Genomic DNA, 21045 nt, shown 5'->3' on the forward strand with positions numbered 1-21045 from the left:
ATGGCCGCGACGCCCAATCCCGAGCAGCAGCCCGCAGTACCGCCGCGTGTCGACGCAGGCAAGGATTCCTTCCTGAACTCGCTGCGCCAGAATCGAATGGGAGTGCTGACCGCCGCGCTCGTCGTGGCGCTAGTACTTGGCCTGGTGCTCACCGTGCTGGTGCCGGATCAGCCGGGGGCGTTCGTCATGATCCTGCTGGGCGTGCTCATCGCTGCGGGAGTCGGCTTCACGGTTCGCTACCTCTCGGAGGGCAAGGGGCTGCTGACGCAGATCGTCGCCTTCATCGCGACCGTGCTCGGCGTGCACGTCATGGCCGTGACGGGCGCGGCGGCTGGGTCCTTCCCCTTGCTCGAGAAGCTGGGCTCAGGCGGTCCCGGATTCGACGACGCGCTCCTGATTGCCCTCGCCACGCCCGCGATCTCCGCGGGGGGCGTGCTGGCAGGGCTCGTCGCCGCAATCATCGCCGGTTGGGGCGCCAAGCAGGCAGGACGCATCGACCTCGACTAGGCAACCTTTGTGCCTCAACACGTTCCCGCTCAGATAATCGCGCGGACACGCATGGTTGCGCATGATGTGCCTAGTGTTGGGCGTAGTCGCCCGAGGCTACTTGGGAGTGACGCCCAGCGACCGCCCGGCGAGGCCGCGCTGACGGGTCGCCAGCATGCGGGAGATCTTGCGGAGCTCGACGGCCGCGGGTGACTCCGGGTGCTCGAGCACCACGGGCGTGCCCGCGTCCCCGGCCTCGCGGGTCAGGATGTCCAACGGGATCTGACCCATGAGGGGCACGGAGGTGCCGAGTACCTTGGATAGGCGATCTGACACGATCTGCCCTCCGCCGGAGCCGAAGATCTCCAGGCGAGACCCGTCCTCCTGCTCGAGCCACGACATGTTCTCGATGACCCCAACCACGTTCTGTGACGTCTGGGTGGCGATGGATCCTGCGCGCTCGGCGACGTCCGCGGCGGCCGACTGCGGGGTGGTGACCACCAGGAGTTCGGCGTGGGGGAGCAGTTGAGCAACCGAGATCGCGATGTCTCCGGTGCCCGGCGGGAGGTCAAGCAGCAGCACGTCGAGGTCGCCCCAGTAGACGTCGGCCAGGAACTGCTCGATCGCGCGGTGCAGCATCGGGCCGCGCCACACGACAGGCTGTCCGGAGGGCACGAACATGCCGATGGAGACGGCCTTGATGTCGTTCGCGATGGGGGGCAGGAGCATGTCGTCGATGCGAGTGGGCTGGCCCTCGACGCCCAGCATGCCGGGGATGGAGAAACCGAAGATGTCTGCGTCGAGTACACCCACCTTGAGCCCATCGGCGGCCATCGCGGCGGCCAAGTTGGCGGTGACGGTGGACTTACCCACCCCGCCTTTGCCGGATGCGACCGCGTAGATGCGGGTCATGTTGCCTGGCTGCGTGAACTGAATGACGGGCTCGGGCTTGCCGCCGCGGAGCAAGGACCGCAGGCCCAGGCGTTGCTCCTCGCTCATGACCCCGAGCTCGATCTTGACTTCGCGCACGCCCTCGACGGACGCCGCAGCAGTGCTGACGTCGTCGGTGATGCGCGCCTTCATGGGGCAGCCCTCAGTGGTGAGGTCGATGCCGACCGTGGCCACGCCATCGTCGCTTAGGTCGACCGAGCGCACCATACCGATCTCGGTAATGGGACGGCGGATCTCCGGGTCGATGACCTTGGATAGGGCAGTCTGAATTAGTTCAACCGTAGGCATGCCACCATCGTAGGCGGTTGCCCCAAACCCGCGAAACTACTTTTTCTTGGGGCTGTCGGTCCTGTGTGACTTGCGGTCGGAGGACGCCTCGTTCCTGGCCTCCTCGTCGTCCGCGCGGAGCTCCTCGAGGAGCGACCGCAACTCGGAGCGCACAAAGTCCCGGGTGGCGGTGTCGGACACCGCGTGACGCAGGGCCGCGACCTCACGGGCGAGGTACTCGGTGTCGTCGAGAGAGCGCTGAGCGCTCTGGCGGTCCTGCTCCGCGCCCACCTTGTCGCGGTCGTCCTGACGGTTCTGCGCGAGCAGGATCAGCGGCGCGGCGTAGGAGGCCTGCAACGACAGCATGAGGGTCAGCGCGGTGAAGCCGCGCGCCGCGGAGTCGAAGCGCAGGTCCGCTGGTGCCCAGATGTTCCACGCTATCCACGCGATGCAGAACATGGTGAGGTAGAACAGGAACCGGGGGGTGCCCAGGAAGCGGGCGATCCCCTCGGAGAATGCGCCAAAGCGGTCCGACCCCTTGTTGTTGCGGCGCCACGAGATGCGCCGCTGGTCGGACTTGGGCCGGTCTAAGCGCTCAGCCATCAGATCCTCCCTGCGCGGTCGCGGTCGCCTGTTCCTGTTCCGAATCTTCTAGTTCGGAGTGCTCGCGCCAGTCGTCGGGGAGCAGGTGGTCCAGCACGTCGTCGATCGAGATGGCGCCCAGGAACCTGTTGTCACCGTCCACCACGGGCAGCGCCAAGATGTCGTATGCGGCCATGCGCCGCGAGATGGCGGCCAGCGACTCGTTGACCGGGACCGCCTCGATCGCCGGGTCGACGAATCCGCCGATGGACTCGTGGGGCGGCTCGCGGAGCAGTCGCTGGATGTGGACCAGGCCGATGTAGCGCCCGGTGGGAGTCTCGAGCGGGGGCCGCACCACGAACACCATCGAAGCCAACGCCGGCGGCATCTCTTGCCGGCGGACCATGGCCAGTGCGGTCGCGACGGTGGTCTCCGGGCCCACGATGACGGGCTCGGTGGTCATCAGTCCACCCGCGGAGTTGTCGTCATAGTTGAGGAGCTGGCGCACGGTGTTCGCGTCCTCCGGCTGCATCAGCTTCAGCAGCGCCTCCGCCTCGCCCGCGGGAAGGTCGCCCAGGAGGTCGGCGGCGTCGTCGGGGTCCATGGCCTCGAGCACGTCCGCGGCCCGCTCGGACCGCAAGGTAGACAGCAGCGAGATCTGGTCCTCTTCGGGCATCTCCTCGAGGACGTCGGCGAGGCGTTCGTTGTCGAGCGCCGCGGCGATCTCGGCGCTACGTTGCGGGGACATCTCCATCAGCGCGGCGGCGAGGTCGGCGGGCTTGTGGTTCGCGAATGTCTGGATGACCAGCGCCGCGCCCTGAAGCTTGTCCTTGATGGCCAGGCCGTTCACGGCATCGGCGTCGACGACGAAGGTCTCGCCTCGCCGTGAGAAACCGAGCACGCCCTTGCGCCGCGCGGCGTTGCGGACGTACAGCTTGGTGACCCACCAGGTACGGGTGTGGTCGCGCTCGATTCCGATGTCCTCGATGTAGGCGGTGGAGTCGTCTTCCTTGAGGGTCACGCTGCGCTCGAACAGTTCCGCGATCGCGAGGGTCTCCGCGGCGCGGGCCTGGAAGCGACGCAGGTTAATCACGCCGGTGCAGATGACCTGGCCGGGCGCGATCGATGTGACGCGGGTCAGCGGCATAAAGACGCGACGGCGCCCGGGTACCTCGACGACGAGCCCGACCGCGCTGGGCGCACCCGACCGGCGCACCAGCATCACCACGTCGCGCACGCGCCCAACGGGGTCCCCGATCGGGTCGAACACGGCAGTGCCTGCCAGGCGCGCAATATAGACGCGCTCGTTCGTGGGACTCATGGGCATAGCCTACTGCGGCCCGACAGTAATAAAAGGGAGCCGATGCAGATAAGGCGAGGTCCGTGCGCCCTGTGGTTTCTACGCCTCGCGCGTCGCGACGCCCAGCGACACCAGCGCGTCCCAGCCGGACGCGGCGTAGCGGCCGTCGGTGATGGTGGCCAGAGTGACAGCACACGCGACGGCCTCCGCCTTGGCGCGGGATATTGTGTCGCGGTTCGCGCGACCGTACGCGGTAATCATGGTGCGCCACCGGGTGGGACCCAGCAACACGTAGGCCTGGCCAAGGTCGGTGGCGGCGTCGCCCGCGCCGGCGTCTCCCCAGTCGATGATCCCGGCCAGGCGCCCGCCATCGGTGATGACGTTCCCGCCGTGAATGTCGAGGTGTGCGCACACCAGGCCCGGGGCGTGACGACGAGCGCCGCGCCTCAGCAGCGACTCGGCCGCGTCGGTGTCTAGGCGCGCGCCGCCCGTTGACGGGTGGGAGGCTGCCTGGCTCGCCAGGGCCGTCAACCTGGCCTTGGCGCGGTCGACCCGTTGCGATAGCGGAGTCGATCTAAAGGGGTTCACGGGGGCATCCGCGGGGGCGCTCTGATGCAGGGCGGCGAGCGCGAGGCCAAGATCATGGGCACCGAGCGCGCTCAGGGGCTCGTCGTAGGCGGTGTGCCCGGAGATCCACGGCACCACAGACCAGCGCCAGGGATAGGCCTCGTTGGGGGAGCCGATGCGCACGGGAAGCGGCGCGCGGAACGGCCAGTCCTTGCCGATGCGCGGCAACCACGCGAGCTCGGTCGCGACCATGGTCGAGGCGATCGCGCGCCTCGGCAGTCGAACCGCGAGGTCACCGCCCAGGCGCCACGTCACGTTGTCCCAACCCTCATGACGCTCGCCCAGGGGCAACTGGGCGAGGTCGGGGTGTTGCTCGCGAAGCAGCGAGGCGACCAGCGCGGAGTCAATGCAGACCTCCGCCGTCGGTGTTGGGACGAACTCGCTCACCCTCCTAACGTAGCCGCACGGCATCCCGCATCTGCAAGAGCGCGATCGCCGAGGCCTCGATGTCGTCCGCAGTGGTGGCGGCGTCGGAGACCGAGATGCGCATCACGCGGCGGCCGTGCCACTCGCTCGCGCCGGCCCACATGGTGCCCTCGCTCTGCACCGCGGCGATGACGGCGTCCGTGGTCGCGGCGTCGCCAAAGGCCACCAGCACCTGGTTGAGGATGGGGTCGCACAGCACCTCGACGCCGCCCGCGGCGAGCCTGTCGGCGAACTGGGTCGCGAGGTCGCAGGTGCGGTCGATGAGCTCCCCTAGGCCGGACTTGCCGTGGCTCGCGAGCATCGCCCAGGTTTCGATGCCGCGGGCACGCTGCGAGATCTGAATGCCGCGGTTCATGGCCGGAGGGGAGCCGTCGGTCGCGAGGTAAGCCGCCTCGATGGACATGGCGCGCACGAGTGCGTCGATGTCGCGCACGATCACGATGCCCGAGTCGTAGCCCACGTTGAGCCACTTGTGGGCGTCCGTCGTCCATGAGTCAGCCAACTCGCTACCTTCAACAAGGTGCCGGCGCGTGGGCGACGCCGCGGCCCAGAGCCCGAACGCGCCGTCGATGTGCACCCAGCCGCCGCGCTCGCGGACGCCGGGGATGATGTCCGCGAAGGGGTCGGACGCGCCGGTGTTGACGTTGCCGGACTGCAGGATCACCAGGGTCCCGTCGTCGGTGTCGGTAGGGAAGGCGTCCGCGCGGATCGCCCCGGTGTCATCGGTGGGGACGTGCTCAATCTGAGCCGCACCGAATCCCGCGAGACGCAGCGACTTATAGACGCTCGCGTGCGCCTCCGCGCCAAGCACGACGCGCAGGGCCGGGGCGCCGGCGAGCCCGTCTATGGCGACGTCCCATCCCCGCTTCGCGTACAGAGCGTCGCGCGCCGTGATGATCGCGGTGAGGTTAGCGACGGTGGCCCCGCCGCAGAAGGACGCCACGGCATCGGACGGCAGGCCCAGTGCATCGACCACCCATGAGCCCGCGACGCCCTCGAGGGTGGCGGCCACGGGGGATTGGTTGGGCATCGCGGCGTTCTGATCCCACGTGCCGGCGAGAATTGCTGCCGCCTGCGCGGCCGGGTCGATGCCGCCGTTGACGAACCCAAAGTACCGGCCGTGCGTGCTGACGACGGTCGCGGGGGACCCGAAGGTGTCGAGCTCGGCGAGCACCTCGCGGGGTGCGATGGGCGTGTCCTGAAGCGGGCGACGGAAGGCATCCAGGCCGGCCAAAGCATCGGCCGTGGGCGAGACAGGGCGGAAGGACGCGTTGGCGACGTAGCTGCCGGAGCGGCGCGCAGCCTCGGTGATGAGCGCGAGGCGCTGGCGGGTGCGTCCTCGCGAGATCGGATTGGTGTGAACTCGATCCATGGCCGCGACAAGGGCGGGGGAAGGGTCGGGCGTGGCGCCAGCGGTCGTGGGGGAGGTTTCGGTGCTCATGTGTCGACCATACGTCGTACTGGCCCTCGATTACAGGTGCCAGTGGCCGGTGTCCTGGCACTTGGAAACGAGTGCCAGTTTGTGGCGGGGTGGCCCCCATCAAGCGCCTCGGGACGGCGCGGTCGGGTCGCCAAGGAAGTCGCAAATAGGACAAACCGTCCGCGGCAACAAAAGCCTTCACTACCAGGAGTTTCATGGTCTTGAGGAAACTGGCAGTGGATGTGTGGCTACCCCGGCGGTTTGCGTCCAAGCGGTGCTAAAGTCACGCAAAGTCATAGATGACTTCCTGCGTCACGTCTCTGCTGAAGGGAGACGTCGTCGCATCCTTTCAAGAGAGGCGTTTCAGTGAAGCGTGCATTGATGAGCAAGACCCGGATCGCGGCAGGTACGGCGTTGTCCGCCGTGCTGCTGGGAACCCTGGCGGTAGCACCCGCGCAGGCGCTAGGCGATGGATTCTGGAGTCCGGCAGATAACCTAAAGGCGTCGTGGGGTGCGCCGGTGATGACCGTGGACAACGGCGACACTGGCGTGGTTGACGAGGGCGACGTTGTCTCCTTCCCGCTGACCATCTCGACGAACAATGGCGCTATTAATTGGACCCTGGACACGCAAATCACCTTCGCCAGCGGCAGAGTGAGCCTGCGTCTCGCCTCTGGAGCTGACAGCAAAAGCACGTCCGTTTTGGTGACCGCTACGGCCTACGACGCCGCAAACAATCAGGTTGCCGTTCCCGGCACCCCCGGGAGTTGGTCGTCCTACGTGGACGACGAGTTCGGGCCGAGTCGGAACGACTCCGGAATCTTCAACGTCCCCTCCACGACTTTCACCGGCGTGAGTCCGATCACGTCAGTGTCGGTGGTCGACGAACCCACCTTCACCGATGCTTGCGGCACAGCCGACGACCGCTGGGTCACCCCCGCCAACACCGGCATCACCTGGGAGAGCTTCGACGCCGGCCCGGGCTTGACTGGTGTCAGGGCGAATCCCCTCGACGGCTATCTCGTCACGGGAACGAGAGAGTTCGCCGCGGCGGTCACCGATGAGGCGTGCCCCTTGCCTTTCACCTTTACCTGGGGAACGCCGTACCTGGCTCCCGCAGATGACATCGACGGTGACGGCGTGCTGGACGCTGGGGACGTTGTCTCCTACCCGGTGGCGATCGCCTACACCGGTGAGGCGTGGTTCTTCGCGCTCGAGCTGGCGTCGGTTGCCGCTCCGGATTCGATCTTTCTCTCCGAGCACATTCGCGATGAGACCATCACACTGCGTTTCGCGGTTGACGAGGACGCAGCGGCGGCTAACGCCATACGGCCCGGGGACCAGGCGCTGACCTATGACTACTACGCGCGCGGTGCAGGAAGCGACCTTCACGGAAGCTACGCGCTGACTGATGCTCCCGAGTTCCGTGGCGCAATGGTCGCGGCCCCCGCGGTTGAGGTTCCCATAGCCCTGTCTTGGGACGAGCCGGTCCTTTACGTTGACCTCAACGACAACGGACTGATCGACGAGGGCGACAAGGTTCGCTTCTCGCTGCGCGTGTCCTACGCTCTCGACGATTCGACATTCGATCTCTATGTTGACGGTCCAACTCTGGACCCGCACGGCGCGTGGTACGTGACGTTAAACGAGTTTGACTCGTCTGACGGCATCGCGGGCTTCGGCGTGGAAGCCAGCGCGGCCGATGCGGTACGTGGTTCCGTCGAGATGCCTGCACTTGCGGACGTGCACTGGCGTTACGTCGCTGACTCAGCAACCACCACGGGTGACATCGCAGTTCCGGCGGCTGCGGCGTACTCAAACCCGGCAGTCTCGCAGCCCGCGGCGTTCAACCCGACAGAAGCGGACCTCGTGTCCGACATTGAGGGTCTTGCCGCCGTCTGTGACGCCGAGCACAACGTGCTCACCACCGTCACGCACGGCGACGAGGTCTTCATCGGCGGAGCGAACTGCTCCGGCGTCGAGGGGGACATCGAGCTCACTCACGTGGTCGCGTTCTCGGAGCCTACGGTTCTGGGTGCCGGCACGCTGAGCGTGGTGATTCCTCAGAGCCTTGCTGTCGGTACTCACCGCATCGCTCTCTACGGTGCGGACAACGTCATTGTTGGCTGGCAGGTGGTGTCTGTTTCTGCGGTTGTTCAGGCGCCGGCCGTGGAGGCAATTCAGACGCCGGCGGCCGAGGGTGACTCGGACGCTGCTGACGTAGTGGTGGCTCCGATCTCCGTCGACTCCGCTGCGGCAGCAAACGAGACGCTCTCCGAGACCGGTTCCGAGAGTGGACCCCTTCTCCTGGTCGCCGCAACGCTGGCGCTCCTGGGTCTCGTGGTGACGCGGCAGGCCATGCGCTTGCGTCGCACCAACTAGCGATCCCACAAGCAACGCCCCGTCGGATGGTTCCGGCGGGGCGTTGTTGTGCCACTAGCGCGCAAGTGGCACTTGTATCCGAGGGCCAGTTATCGCGATACTTGCGTCATGCGCACCACAGCCGACCAGCTCGCCGACGTCCTCGACCATTGGCAGTCGGGAACCGGGCCGCTCTACCAACAGCTCGCCGACGCGATTGTTGCGCTCGCTGAATCCGGCTCGCTGGAGCACGGGGCGAGGCTGCCCTCTGAGCGCGCGCTGGCGCAACGCTTGCACCTGTCTCGCAACACCGTCACTGCCGCCTACCAGCAGCTCCGTGATCAGGAGTGGCTCGAGGTGACGCCGGGGGCGGCACCCCGGCTGGGATCGTTGTCGAGGGGCGTAATGGCGCTCTCCCCACAGGATCGCTTCGCGCGGATTCTGGTGGGTCAGCAGCCGCCGCTGGTGGCCTTCAATACCGCCTCACCGCCGGCCGCGCCGATCGTGGACTATGCCCTCAATAACCCCTCGGAGTTTCTCGGAGGCCCGGCCGTCATCGGCAACGGGTACGCCGCCCTTGGCGACATCGACCTGACGCGCGCGATAGTCGACCACCTGCGCGCCAGCGGGATCCCCGCGCAGCCGGACGAGGTCGTGATCACCGCCGGCGGGCAGCAGGCCGTGTGGCTAGCGGTGACCGGAGTCGCGAGCGACGGCGGCGCAGTCGCGCTCGAGTCGGTGACCTACCCTGGAGTATTCGACGCGGTAGCGGCCTCGGGTGCCCGACCACTCGCGCTGCCGATGACGCCGGACGGACTGGACGTCACCCAGGCCGCCAGGCTGTTCAAGGCCGCCCGACCCGACGCGGCCTACGTCACGACGTTCCATAATCCAACCGGCACTGCGATGTCCGACGAGGACGCGGCACGGCTAGTCGCCGCCGCCGTGAGCACGGGAACCACGATCATCGACGACAGGATCATCGGCGACATCTCCCTGGACGGCGTGAAGCGCAGCCCGATGGCGACGTTCCCCGGGGGGCGGTCCGTCATCACCATCGGCGGACTGTCTAAGGTCTTCTGGGGCGGGATGCGCATCGGCTGGCTGCACACGAATGCGACCCTCGCGGCGCACCTGCGTCACCGGCGTGCCGCCATGGATCTGGGCGGGCCGGCGATTTTCCAGCGCATCGGCGCGAAGCTACTGAGCGAGCACTACGACCAGACGCTCGCCTGGCGGATGGGCGAGCTGCGCGAGTCGCTGGCGGTGACCCTCGAGGTCATTGGGGAGGCGGGCCTCGACTGGGAGTTCAAGGCGCCCCTGGGCGGGCCGAGCCTATGGATCAGGCTCCCCGACGGCGGTGCTGAGCGGTTCGCCGAGCGCTCAGCCGCCGCGGGAGTTCCCGTAGCGCCGGGCTCCGCTTTCGAGGTGGTGCCGGGCGCAGGGGCCGACCACTTCCGGCTGCCGTTCTATCTGCCGGCGGAGGACATGCGACTGGGGATAAAGGTGCTGGCCGACAAGGTCGCGTGAGCGGGGCCCTTACCCCGCCCACGCCCCGCAACTGCCAGTGAGCGTCACTCCGTGGGCGCGGCTAGCTCGACTGACCTAAGACGGTCGGCGATGCTCAGCGCGCCGTGCGCCACGATGAGCTCGTCGGCCTGCGCGGTCTGCGCGAAATCACCCAGGAACTGCGAAACCTCGGAGGCCGTTCCCACCGCGGTGTAGCGCATCATGTTGGCGAGGTTCGCGCCCGCCGCGGTCGTGAGGAATTCGTCAATCTGCGCGTCGGTGTACTCCACGCCCGCCTGGTTGCGGGCAATCATCCCGCGCACGCGACGGCGCCGTGCGGCCTCGAACTGGACCGTGGCATCGGCCGCTGTATCTGCCGCAAAGACGTTCGCTGCGGCGAGCACGTAGGGGTGCTCGAGTTGCGCGGATGGCTTGAAGTCGCGGCGGTATAGCGAGACCGCCTCGTGCAGGGCATCGGGCGCGAAGTGCGACGCGAACGCGTAGGGCAGGCCGAGTGCCGCCGCGAGCTGAGCGCCAAAGAGCGACGAGCCAAGAATGAATAGCGGGGGCGCGGACTCGGGCGTGGGCGTGGCGCTCACTCCCGTGACGATGGACTCGCCAGTGAGGTAGCCCTGGAGCTCCATCACGTCACGCGGGAACTGCTCCGAGGCGCCGGGGTCGCGTCGCAGCGCGTTGAAGATCGCGCGGTCGCCGCCGGGTGCGCGGCCTAACCCCAAGTCGATGCGTCCTGGGTGCAGTGTCTCGAGGGTTCCGAACTGCTCCGCGATGGTGAGGGGAGAGTGGTTGGGAAGCATGATCCCGCCGGCGCCCAGCCGGATGGTCGACGTGTGAGCCGCGACGTGCGCGATCAGCACGCTCGTCGCGGAAGAGGCGATGGTCGGCATGTTGTGGTGCTCGGCGTACCAGACGCGTCCGTACCCGTGCCGTTCGGCCGTCTGCGCCAGCGCCACCGAGTTGGAGTAACTCTGCGCCGGGGTCTCGCCCGGACCGATGGGGGCGAGGTCGAGAATGGATAGGGGGACGGTGGGTGAAGCGCTCGCGGACATGGTGCCGTTTCTCTCGGGTAATTGCGGATTACTCAGTGCAACGTCCGCGCGGTCAAAGTCATGCCCGGCGCGCCTTCGAAGCGGGTGACTCCGCGCAGACCTATCCCGGTGGCTAGGCTCAAAAGAACGAAACCCTAGGGAGAGAGCGCCGATGCTGCTGTTCTACGTGGACGAGAGTCGTGACCCCAAGCCGTTCCCCAAGGATCACCCCGTGTGGGTCCCGGGAGACCCGAGCGAGTTCTTCGTGCTCTCCGCCGTAGGGATTCACGACTCCTCGCGCGAGCCGCTCGCCCTCGAGATCGCGGCGGTCAAGGAGAAGTACTTTGGCTCGGCCGCACGCAACCCCGACTGGTCGTTGACGGAACTCAAGGGTTCGTTCATCGCTCAGACCGCGCGGGCGAAAGGGGGTGCGCGCCCGGGCTTTGTGCCCGCCGGATACCAGGCCGTGGCCGACCCAGCGGTGATGGGCCACCTGCTCAACGAACTGGGTCAGCTTTTTGCCAAGTTCCGTCCCACCATCTTTTCCGTGGTGGTGGACAAGAAGGCGCTCGCCGCGGCCGGCACTGATGTCGACCCTCTGGGCGCGGCGTACTCGCGGCTCTACGAGCGCGTCGCCCTCACCTTGGAGCACGTCAATACGGGAGAGGGGGCTCTCTTTGTTGCTGACCAGCAGCCCGCCCACGAGGCGTACTTCAAGAGTGGTGCGATGCACGACGTGCGGCGGGAACTGAAGTCGAAGGGCAAGAATCGCGCCAACTTCAACCTGCTACTCGACAAGCCGCTGTGGGTGGACACGGACTACAGCACCTGGGACCGCGAGATCATTCAGCTCGCTGACATCGTCGCCTACTCCACCTACGAATGGTTCAAGCGGCAGGAGCCACCCAAGGAGCGATACCTGCTGTGGGACAAAATCACCCCGTGGTTCGCGGCGCATTGGAACACGACCAAAGCACAAGGCGGCGGGATCATCGTGTACCCCGACCCCAGGGAATACCCGCCGATTGGCTAGCCCGGGCCGAATCAGACCCATAGCAGGCGACGGGTGCTAGATGCGTGCCAAAACGGACCCATAGGGCGCGCGCGGGCTTCGCGGCTACCTGCGCAGGCCCGCCATCCACTTCACCACGCCGTCCGGGTCGCGGGGCAGGGCCGCAGACAGGTTCTCGATCCCGTCCTCCGTCACCAACAGGTCGTCCTCGATGCGGATTCCTATGCCACGCAGCTCCGCGGGCACCGCGAGGTCCCCTGGCTGGAAGTAGAGCCCCGGCTCGATGGTGAACACCATGCCGGGCACTAACTCGCCGTCCATGTAAAGGTCACGCTTGGCCTGCGCGCAGTCATGCACGTCCAGCCCCAGATGGTGCGACGTGGAGTGCACCATCCAGCGGCGGTAGAGCCGCGCGTCGGGATCCGCGGATTCCGGCACGATTCCCCATTCGGTCAGGCGCGTCTCGATGACCTCCATGGCCGCGTTGTGAATCTGGCGGAACGTGGCGCCGGGGCGGGAGGCCGCGAACGCGGCATCGGCGGCCTCGAGGACCACGTCGTACACGCGTCGCTGTACGTCGGTGAATTCGCCCGAGATGGGCAGCGAACGCGTGACATCCGCGGTGTAGAGGCTCTCGACCTCGACCCCTGCGTCTAGGAGCAGAATGTCTCCCTCGCGCACCTGGCCGTCGTTGCGGATCCAGTGCAAGGTGGTGGCGTGAGGGCCCGATGCCGCGATGGTCTCGTAGCCGACGGCGTTGCCCTCCTCGCGAGCGTGGCCGTCGAAGGTGGCCTCGATGACGCGCTCGCCGCGCTTGTGGGCGACGGCGCGGGGGAGTTCGGCGACGACCCGCTCGAAACCGGCGATGGTCGCGTCTACGGCGTCGCGCATCTGCTGAACCTCGTACTCGTCCTTCACCATGCGCAGGTTCGCGAGTGCTCGCTGGACGTTCTTGTGAGGGTGGTTGGCCAGGCGGATTCCGCCGGGAAGCTCTTCGAGCGCCTTGGTGGCGATGCCGGTCATCGACTGGAAGTCGGCCAGGCTCGGGCGCTTGCCGATCCAGAACTCTCCGGACTGGGCGTCGGTATAAAAGCCCTCGTCCTCGGCCGTCGCGGGCGGAATCAAATACAGCGTCGCGTCGTGTCCGGCGTCGGTGGGCTCCATGACGAGCACGGCGCCGGGCTCGTGATCGATGCCCAGTCCCGTCAGATACGCGAAGTCGCTCAACGGTCGGAAGCGGTAGTCCGTGTCGTTCGCCCGAGGCTTGAGATTGCCCGCCGGAGCGACGATGCGCTGGCCGGGGAAGAGTTCGCTGAGTCGCGCTCGGCGCTCGGCGGCGTAGGGAGCGGCGGCACTGTGGCTGCCTGCGGCGGCCTCGCTCGGCTCCCATTGGGAGCCCATGAAGTCGCTGAATTCTTGGGTGGAGGGCAGGTCGCGTCGTGCCTTGTTGGCGCTCGGCTTGGCTGCGGGGGTCTTCGCGGATTCGCTCATGCTGTTCAGTTTCTCATGAGGCGAGACTTGGGCGACGCGGCGGCAACGTCGCCTGCTTTGCCCGATCGGTACCTAGGCAGGCCGTCCCTTAAGTGCCAATATGTGGCATAACCCCTCGTTGATACTGCCTTTTACCCCTGTAGGGCGTGACATTCTCTAGCCCTGGCGCTACCGTTCGAGGGGCGTGTTGTACCTAGGCGCCTGGCGGCGCGCATAGACCTGTTGATGTCGCCATCGAATTGCCTCCTATGAGAGAAGACTGACGCATGAGAAATCCTGGCCTGCGAGCGCCCATTGCGGCCGTGCTCACCATGACCTTGGCGGGACTCACGGTCGCGCCAGCAGCCACCGCCACGGGTGCTCTGTCCATTGCGGAGGAGACTGCGGTGGCAGCTCAGGACGCGGCCGATGCGACCAACCAGTCGTTCATTGACGCGGACTGGGATGGAGTGTCATCAAACGCTGACGCTTTCGACGATGCGTACGACTCGCTCGTGGGACTGCGCGACGCTGAACAGCGCGTGCTCGACGGGCTTGAGGACGACGCAGACGCTTTGCGAGGCACGCTCGACGACGCTATTGCCGATGCTGAGGCCAAGCGCCTCTCCAAGGTCGGGATTGACCAGGATTTGGCAAAGTCGACGGGCGACCTTGTGCAGGCTCGGATCGACCTTGGCGTCGGAGTGCAGCGCGAGTTAGACGCCGAGGACGAATTGGCGGGGGTAATACGCGCGAACGCAGACGCGAACGACGCCTACAACGCGACCGTAGCCTCGCTCTTCGTGGGTCCGACGGAACCGGCCTGGGCGGGCGTTTTTCGTTCCAACGCGGCGGTGACAGTCCAGGGCCTGCCGGCCTTCTACGATGCGTCGGCCGCCGACGCTCTCCCTTTGCGCGAAACCGCCAATCGACTCGAATGGGTGGCCTCCCGGGCAAGAGACAGCCACAGTATGTTTAGGAACCACCTTCCGCGTGACGCTAGTTTCTGGAAGCATCTTGGCGACTGCTGGAAGCACCGCGACGTCGACGAATACCCCGAGTGCCTCACCGAGGAAGCGGTCTACCATCTTTCGGTATACGAGCGCGAAGCGGAAACCGCTGAAGCTAACTATGACGACGCTGAAGACGCGGCGACCGCAGCCGAGGGCAAGCGCGACGCCGCTAGATCTGCTTTGGACGACATCGTCTGGGTGAACTTCACCGCGAAGAAGACCGCGTACGACTCAACTGAGACGGAGTTCGACAACGCGACGGACGAGGTCGACGCGGCGGGCCGCGCGCTCGTGCTGCTGCGGCAGGTAGTCCGGGATGCCGAGGACGCCGTTGAAGACAACACTGACCTCCTTTCTGCCGCCATCGACGAATGGGAGATCGCGGACAGGGCTGCTGCGCGACTCCAAGGCGAGTCCGACGAACTCGCGGGGACGATCCGATTGCAACGGCAGAAGGTAGTTAGTTTTAGCGCGCTGTTCAACGGCCTCGCAGTTGCCAAGCAGGACGTCGACGACCGCATTGCCGACCTCGTCGACCTCGGCACCGTTCGCGACTCGATCCTGGTGACCGTCCCGTCGCGAGAGGGTGCGGTCCATGCGGGCGACGTCATCGAAGTCGCGTTCACTGCGACCAACTCGCAGCTCTTCGACCTCTCCGACGCGACGATCTCAGTCACGTCCCCGCTGGGCATTGCCCCCCTCTGCGACATCCCGGTGGACGGCACGGTTCCGGCCGGCGCGACGGTGGACTGCGCCGCGGACTACCAGGTCACGGCGACGGACCTCCTGAACGGTGAGATCACCGTCACTGTGGTCCTATCCGGCTACATTCCGCTCGGCCCTGGTAACCCCCGCGCAACCGTGGTTAACCGCACCTTTGTTTCCGTGACGTCGACCACCACGATCCTGGTGGCCGCCGTCGTGGAGCCGGCGCCAGAGCCTGTCGCAGTCACGACGGATGGCGCAGCCGACGCGGCTGGCTCCGGTGCGGTCAACGGCACTGCGGATGACGCGGCCGCCCCCGTGGCCGTTTCTGCCGAGCTGTCCGAGACAGGCGCGGCAGACGCGTTCGGTTCGCTCACCGACGCAGCGGTCCTGGTCCTCGTGGGCCTCGCGCTGGTAGTCGTCACGCGCCGCAAGCTCCTGCACCAGAAGTAGTGCCCGGTCGCGGGCGCCCCTCGGGGCCCTGTGACCAGCTTCCTAAGGCCAGCCGTGGCTCGGAGTGTGCCAACGTACACGCCGGGCCTAGGCTGGCCTTATGCGTATAGACCTGCACACCCACTCGGTGGTCTCCGACGGAACGGAGACTCCCACCCAGGTCATAACCGCCGCGGCGCGTGCCGGACTGGACGTAGTCGCGCTCACGGACCACGACACCGTTGCGGGCCTGTCCGAGGCCGCGGACCGGGCCGCGGCGCTGGACCTCGAGTTTGTGCCGGGCATCGAGGTGAGCTGTCGCCACCGAGGCGTCAGCATTCACCTGCTGAGTTACTGGCACGACCTGGGCGACCCCGAGGTCGCCGCGATGCTCGCTAAGACGCGCGATGCCAGGCTGGATCGCGCGCGGGAGATAGTTCAGAAGGTCGCTCAGGACTACCCGGTGACGTGGGAGCAGGTGGTGGCCCGCTCGGGTGGCGCGGTCACCATCGGCCGCCCCCACATTGCCGATGCGCTGGTCGACCACGGCGTGGTCCCCACCCGCGACGCGGCCTTCCAGCAGATTTTGGCGGGCAACTCTCGCTACTACGTGCCGCATTACGCGCCGGAAGTCACGGCGGCGGTAAAGACCCTGCGCCGCGCCGGGGGAGTCACGGTCTTCGCGCATCCGGGGGCGGACGCCCGCGGTCGAGTGGTCCCTACCAGCGTCATCGAGTCGATGGCTCGGGCGGGGCTGGTCGGCCTCGAGATCGACCACCGAGACCACTCTTCTGAGCAGCGCGAGCGCCTCACGCGCATCGGCGCACGGCTAGGGATGGTGCGTACCGGCGCGAGCGACTATCACGGCACCGGCAAGCAGAACCGGCTCGGCGAGAACCTGACTACCCCCGACGCCTACGCGGCGCTTAAGGCCGCGCGCGGCTGACTGTCGCTTGGGACGAGTGGGCCGCGCAGAAGTGGTCTTGCGAGGCGCAGGTCGGGCAGATGACGAACTGCTCGCGGCACGACGGATCGTCGCAGTTCTGCAGGCGATCTGACGCCTGTCCGCACTCGCGACACTCGGAGATCACGGCGGCATCGTCACTGAAGGTGATGGCCTCGCGGCCGTCGAATACGTAGAGCGAGCCCTCCCACAGGCCCGAGTCCTTGAACTCCTCGCCGTAGCGAGCGATTCCGCCGTCCAGCTGATAGACCTCGGTGAAGCCTCGGTTGATCATCAGCGAGCTGAGCACCTCGCACCGGATGCCGCCCGTGCAATACGTGACGACGGGGGAGTCCTTGAGGTGGTCGTACTTGCCCGAGTCGAGCTCCGCGACAAAGTCGCGCGTGGTGTCGACGTCGGGCACTACCGCTCCCTTGAAGCGACCTATCTCAGCCTCGACGGCGTTGCGGCCGTCGAAGAAGGTCACGTCGCGCTCGGCGACTAGCTCGTGGAGCGCACCCGGACTCAGGTGCGCTCCACCGCCGATCACGCCATTCGCGTCAACCTTGAGTTCGCCGGGTGCGCCAAAGCTCACCAGCTCCTCGCGGACTCTGACGCTCAGGCGGGGAAAGTCCCCGCCCTTGCCCTCGGACCATTTGACGTCCATGTTCTTGAACGCCGGGTACTCGCGGGTCTTGCGTAGGTACTTCTTGACCGCGGCGATGTCCCCGCCCACGGTGCCGTTCATCCCGTCCTTGGACAGGATGATGCGGCCACCGAGGCCGAGGGACTCGCACAGGTCGCGCTGCCACAGACGCACGGCGTCTGGATCACTCAGGGGAGTGAAAACGTAAAACAGCAGGACCTTGGGCACGGCCACGAAAGATCTACTCCGAGGCGACGGGCGCTGAGGTCTGCCCGCTGTCTCCACCGGCACCACCGCTGCGACGACGACGACGGTTGCGCTTGGGGGCGCCCTCCGCGCTCGAGCCGCCGGAGCCCTCGCCTGACCGCTGCTGGCCGCCGCCTTGGCTTCCGCCCTGGCTGCTGGAGTCGCGCTTCTGGCCGCCCTGGCCGCCACCCGAGTTGCCACCCGAGTTGCCGCGTCCGCCGCGCGAGCCGCCTTGGCCGCCCTGGCCGCCGCTGCGACCGGAGCCGCCCTGTCCGGAGCCGCCACGACCGCCGTCACGACGGTCTCCGTCGCGGCCGCCGCCGGAAGGCTTCTTGCCGGTCTCGCCCAGGTCCTCGACGCGCTCGGCGTCCAGACCCTCGAGCTTCTGCTGCGACTTGGGCAGGCGTCCCTTGGTTCCCTCGGGAATGCCGAGGTCGGTGAACAGGTGAGGCGAGCTGGAGTACGTCTCCTGGGGGTCGGGGTAACCGAGGTCCAGCGAGCGGTCGATCATGCCCCAGCGGGGCAGGTCGTCCCAGTCCACGAACGTGACGGCGGTACCCGTCTTGCCCGCGCGGCCCGTACGGCCGATGCGGTGCAGGTACGTCTTCTCGTCCTCGGGGCACTGGTAGTTGATGACGTGGGTCACGTCGTCAACGTCGATGCCGCGGGCCGCCACGTCGGTGGCGACCAGGATGTCGATCTTGCCGGCGCGGAAGGCGCGCAGCGCCTGCTCGCGGGCACCCTGGCCCAGGTCGCCGTGAAGCGGTCCGGCGGCAAAGCCGCGGTCCCGCAGTTCGTCGGAGACCTTGGCGGCGGTGCGCTTGGTACGAGCGAATACGATCGAGCGGCCACGGCCATCGGCCTGCAGGATGCGGGCCAGTACTTCGACCTTGTCCATCGCGTGGGCGCGGTAGAGGAACTGCTTGGTTGCCTTGACCGTCGCCCCGGCGTCGTCGGGCTCGGAGGCGCGAATGTGCGTGGGCTGGATCATGTAGCGGCGGGCGAGGGCGACAACCGCGCCCGGCATCGTCGCTGAGAAGAGCATCGTGTGGCGCGCCTCGGGCGTCGCCGCGAGGAGTCGCTCGACGTCGGGCAGGAAGCCCAGGTCCAGCATCTCGTCGGCCTCGTCGAGCACCACGGTCTTGATGAAGCGCAGGTCCAGGTGGCCCTGGTTCATGAGGTCGATCATGCGGCCGGGGGTGCCGACCACTACCTCGGCGCCGCGCTGCAGCGCCTCGACCTGGGGCTCGTACGCGCGGCCGCCGTAGATCTGGACGATGCGGGTGGAGCGGTGAGTCGACGCGGCCTGAAGGTCGTTGGCCACCTGCACGGCGAGCTCGCGCGTAGGAGCGACGACGAGTGCCTGCGGCTTACCCTGCGACTCGTACTCGTCCCAGCCGGGCTCGCCCGGAGAGACGGCGCGGTGCAGCAGCGGGACGCCAAAACCGAGCGTCTTGCCGGTGCCGGTCTTCGCCTGACCGATGATGTCGTGGCCGGAGAGCGCCACGGGCAGGGTCATCGCCTGGATGGGGAAGGGGTTGAGGATTCCCTTGTCGGCGAGTGCCTGGACAATTGCGGGATTAACGTTGAAGTCGGCAAAGCTTTGGTCTGCCGTTTGCATACTCGCGTGAGTATCAGTCATGGGTCTTCCTAATGATTCGGGGCGCGTAAATCGCGCTGTTCGGCGGGTAGCCGATCGCGAATCATCTTCGAACGGCTCATCGCTGATCTGTAGCGGTACCGCGTGTCCATGACGACCGGTCAACCTCGGGTCCCGCCTAGTCTACCTTTCGCACGCATAAATGGCCGCATCGTTGGTGTTTACGCCTAGGCTTGCCGCCATGAGAGTTGTGGTGATGGGGGTGACCGGCTGCGGCAAGACGTCCGTTGGCGTCGCGATTTCCGACGCGCGCGGCAACGACTTTGCGGACGCCGATGCTTTCCACCCCGCGGCGAACGTCGCCAAGATGGCGGCGGGCACCCCGCTCACCGACGAGGACCGATGGCCGTGGCTTCAGGCGGTAGGGCAGTGGCTCGGCGACCGGGAGGATGCGGTGGTGTCGTGCTCGGCGCTGCGTCGCGCCTACCGCGAGGTGTTGCTGGCGCAAGCGCCCGGCGCCATTTTTGTCCACCTCGCAGCGCCCCAGCATGTCCTGGAGGAGAGGGTGCGGGCACGCAGCGCCGCAACGGATCACTTTGCCGGCGCGAGCCTGCTTGACTCTCAGTATTCGACGCTAGAGCCGCTGGCGGACGACGAGGTCGGGGTGACGGTGGACGTCAGCGTGCTGGGTCTCAGCGGGGTGGTGCGCAGCGTGCGCGAGGCGCTCGAGCTGCGGGACACATAGCAAAGCCCCCTCGGCCGCCAGTGGCGTCGAGAGGGCGTTGCTTGCGAGGTGTTGCTACGAGCCGAATCCGACGCGGTTCTTGGTCTCTTCGCCGATGTCGACGTAGCCAACCGCCTGAGACGGGACTACGACACGACGGCCCTTGGCGTCGGTGAGGTCAAGAGTCGCGCCGCCCATGGCGTCCGAAACGGCCTTCGCGACTGCGTCTGCGGTCATGTCCGTCTCGAGTGAAATCTCTCGCGACACGTTCTGTACGCCGATTCTTACTTCCACGATTGGCCTCCACTGGTTACTGCGACGGGTGTTACGAACTATCGTAGGGGCATGAGTCGGCGTTCCGAGAGCCTGTTCGCGAGCAGGGGAATCCCGTGGCGCACGATTGCGGTGACGGCACTTGTGGTGGTCTTGGCGTTCGCCGCAGGCATCGCCGCCGGATGGGGAACGGGCCAGGTACCGGACCTTTACCGCGCCGCTACCGCGCCGTCCGCGTCGCCCACTCCCACCCCCACTCCCACGCCTACGGTGGAAGTCTCGATACCTCCTCTCGCCCCCATTTCCCGCGAACTTACCGACGACGACATCGCCGCCGGGATCACCTCCATCGGCTACACCGTGAAGGGCGACGGCTCATTCACGTCCGCCCCTGGTGTGGGCACGGCGGAGGAGGATGGGGCCCCGGTACGCCTGGTACGCATCGACGTCGAGGATGGCCTTGGCATCGACGCCGAGCTCTTCGGCTCCTACGTGATGAACATCCTCAACGACCCGCGCGGGTGGGGCAGCGAGGGGCGCATGCAGTTTGTCCAGACCCAGGACGTGCCGGACGTGCGCATAGTGATCGCAAGCCCCTACACGGCCGCGGAACTGTGCCCCGACCCACACGCGACGGGCCAGGGGTCCTCCGCGACAGTGGAAGCCCCCGCGGACACCGGTGACTCCGCGTCGGAGGCGCCCCAGGCGGTGGAGACCTGCGCGGACCGCGGTACCGGAGTGATCAGCGAGTATGACTGGGTTGCGGGGCTGCTGGGCTACGGCGAAGACTTCGTGGGAGCGCGTGACTACCTCGTCACGCACGCGACCGGCCACGTCCTGGCCGAGGCCGAGGCCGAGGCCGAGTGCGTGCGCGGTGTAGCGCCTGTAATGGCGGACCAGCGCGAGCCGATGCCGGATTGCACGGTCAACCCCTGGGCGTACCCAGATGCCCCGATTCCAGACGCGACGCAGTCGCCGTCCCCGAATCCCGAGTCCTAGCAGGTAG

The 21045-nt window shown here is 67.1% G+C and carries 18 protein-coding genes; 8 read left to right on the forward strand and 10 right to left on the reverse strand.

Annotated elements, in window-relative coordinates:
- Nucleotides 1–507, forward strand: a complete 507-nt coding sequence (locus ACQU6B_RS02520; RefSeq protein WP_430868471.1) for a hypothetical protein — start codon at nucleotides 1–3, stop codon at nucleotides 505–507.
- A gap of 96 nt (nucleotides 508–603) precedes the next feature.
- Here ACQU6B_RS02520 and ACQU6B_RS02525 read toward each other — a convergent pair whose 3' ends face one another.
- The 5 genes from ACQU6B_RS02525 to ACQU6B_RS02545 form a co-directional block, all read right to left on the reverse strand.
- A complete protein-coding gene (locus ACQU6B_RS02525) occupies nucleotides 604–1725 on the reverse strand; it encodes an Mrp/NBP35 family ATP-binding protein (protein ID WP_430868472.1) in 1122 nt (373 codons plus the stop codon).
- Between the two features lie 36 nt (nucleotides 1726–1761).
- Nucleotides 1762–2307 carry a DUF1003 domain-containing protein gene (locus ACQU6B_RS02530; RefSeq protein ID WP_430868473.1) on the reverse strand — a complete coding sequence of 182 codons (546 nt, stop codon included), beginning with the start codon at nucleotides 2305–2307 and terminating at the stop codon, nucleotides 1762–1764.
- Nucleotides 2300–3607 carry a magnesium transporter MgtE N-terminal domain-containing protein gene (locus ACQU6B_RS02535; protein ID WP_430868474.1) on the reverse strand — a complete coding sequence of 436 codons (1308 nt, stop codon included), beginning with the start codon at nucleotides 3605–3607 and terminating at the stop codon, nucleotides 2300–2302. The genes ACQU6B_RS02530 and ACQU6B_RS02535 overlap by 8 nt, the downstream gene beginning before the upstream one ends.
- 78 nt (nucleotides 3608–3685) lie before the next feature.
- Entirely contained in the window at nucleotides 3686–4600 is a 915-nt protein-coding gene (locus ACQU6B_RS02540) for a phosphotransferase (protein WP_430868475.1), read from the reverse strand.
- 4 nt (nucleotides 4601–4604) lie between these two features.
- Nucleotides 4605–6080, reverse strand: coding sequence for a pyridoxal phosphate-dependent decarboxylase family protein (locus ACQU6B_RS02545; protein WP_430868476.1), 1476 nt, complete (start codon nucleotides 6078–6080; stop codon nucleotides 4605–4607).
- Between the two features lie 360 nt (nucleotides 6081–6440).
- Between ACQU6B_RS02545 and ACQU6B_RS02550 the strand changes: the two genes are divergently transcribed.
- Together ACQU6B_RS02550 and ACQU6B_RS02555 are read left to right on the forward strand one after the other, a co-directional pair.
- Nucleotides 6441–8441 (forward strand): hypothetical protein, encoded by a 2001-nt coding sequence (locus ACQU6B_RS02550; protein ID WP_430868477.1) that lies wholly within the window; start codon nucleotides 6441–6443, stop codon nucleotides 8439–8441.
- A 108-nt stretch (nucleotides 8442–8549) separates the two neighbouring features.
- Complete coding sequence (locus ACQU6B_RS02555) at nucleotides 8550–9950, forward strand: PLP-dependent aminotransferase family protein (RefSeq protein ID WP_430868478.1); 1401 nt, start codon at nucleotides 8550–8552, stop codon at nucleotides 9948–9950.
- A 44-nt stretch (nucleotides 9951–9994) separates the two neighbouring features.
- On the opposite strand, the gene ACQU6B_RS02560 is transcribed toward ACQU6B_RS02555, so the two are convergent.
- Nucleotides 9995–10996: an LLM class flavin-dependent oxidoreductase gene (locus tag ACQU6B_RS02560; RefSeq protein WP_430868479.1), complete on the reverse strand. Its 1002-nt coding sequence runs from the start codon at nucleotides 10994–10996 to the stop codon at nucleotides 9995–9997.
- 151 nt (nucleotides 10997–11147) lie between these two features.
- Between ACQU6B_RS02560 and ACQU6B_RS02565 the strand changes: the two genes are divergently transcribed.
- Nucleotides 11148–12008: a DUF3800 domain-containing protein gene (locus ACQU6B_RS02565; protein ID WP_430868480.1), complete on the forward strand. Its 861-nt coding sequence runs from the start codon at nucleotides 11148–11150 to the stop codon at nucleotides 12006–12008.
- An 84-nt stretch (nucleotides 12009–12092) separates the two neighbouring features.
- Here the strand turns inward: ACQU6B_RS02565 and ACQU6B_RS02570 are convergent, their stop codons facing one another.
- A complete protein-coding gene (locus ACQU6B_RS02570) occupies nucleotides 12093–13478 on the reverse strand; it encodes an aminopeptidase P family protein (protein WP_430868481.1) in 1386 nt (461 codons plus the stop codon).
- A gap of 266 nt (nucleotides 13479–13744) precedes the next feature.
- Here ACQU6B_RS02570 and ACQU6B_RS02575 point away from each other — a divergent pair, with 266 nt between their 5' ends.
- Both ACQU6B_RS02575 and ACQU6B_RS02580 read left to right on the forward strand, forming a co-directional pair.
- Entirely contained in the window at nucleotides 13745–15628 is a 1884-nt protein-coding gene (locus tag ACQU6B_RS02575) for a hypothetical protein (RefSeq protein ID WP_430868482.1), read from the forward strand.
- Between the two features lie 100 nt (nucleotides 15629–15728).
- Nucleotides 15729–16553, forward strand: coding sequence for a PHP domain-containing protein (locus ACQU6B_RS02580; RefSeq protein WP_430868483.1), 825 nt, complete (start codon nucleotides 15729–15731; stop codon nucleotides 16551–16553).
- On the opposite strand, the gene ACQU6B_RS02585 is transcribed toward ACQU6B_RS02580, so the two are convergent.
- Complete coding sequence (locus ACQU6B_RS02585) at nucleotides 16534–17430, reverse strand: rhodanese-related sulfurtransferase (RefSeq protein WP_430868484.1); 897 nt, start codon at nucleotides 17428–17430, stop codon at nucleotides 16534–16536. The genes ACQU6B_RS02580 and ACQU6B_RS02585 overlap by 20 nt on opposite strands.
- Before the next feature lie 7 nt (nucleotides 17431–17437).
- Nucleotides 17438–19084: a DEAD/DEAH box helicase gene (locus ACQU6B_RS02590; RefSeq protein WP_430868485.1), complete on the reverse strand. Its 1647-nt coding sequence runs from the start codon at nucleotides 19082–19084 to the stop codon at nucleotides 17438–17440.
- A 199-nt stretch (nucleotides 19085–19283) separates the two neighbouring features.
- Here ACQU6B_RS02590 and ACQU6B_RS02595 point away from each other — a divergent pair, with 199 nt between their 5' ends.
- Entirely contained in the window at nucleotides 19284–19787 is a 504-nt protein-coding gene (locus ACQU6B_RS02595; protein ID WP_430868486.1) for a gluconokinase, read from the forward strand.
- A 54-nt stretch (nucleotides 19788–19841) separates the two neighbouring features.
- On the opposite strand, the gene ACQU6B_RS02600 is transcribed toward ACQU6B_RS02595, so the two are convergent.
- Nucleotides 19842–20060, reverse strand: a complete 219-nt coding sequence (locus tag ACQU6B_RS02600) for a DUF3107 domain-containing protein (RefSeq protein WP_430868487.1) — start codon at nucleotides 20058–20060, stop codon at nucleotides 19842–19844.
- 51 nt (nucleotides 20061–20111) lie between these two features.
- On the opposite strand from ACQU6B_RS02600, the gene ACQU6B_RS02605 reads away from it, so the two are divergent.
- A complete protein-coding gene (locus ACQU6B_RS02605; RefSeq protein WP_430868488.1) occupies nucleotides 20112–21038 on the forward strand; it encodes a DUF3152 domain-containing protein in 927 nt (308 codons plus the stop codon).
- Nucleotides 21039–21045 lie beyond the last annotated feature (7 nt).

The sequence above is a fragment of the Demequina aurantiaca genome, assembly GCF_050598105.1.
GTDB classification, from domain to species: Bacteria; Actinomycetota; Actinomycetes; order Actinomycetales; family Demequinaceae; genus Demequina; species Demequina aurantiaca_A.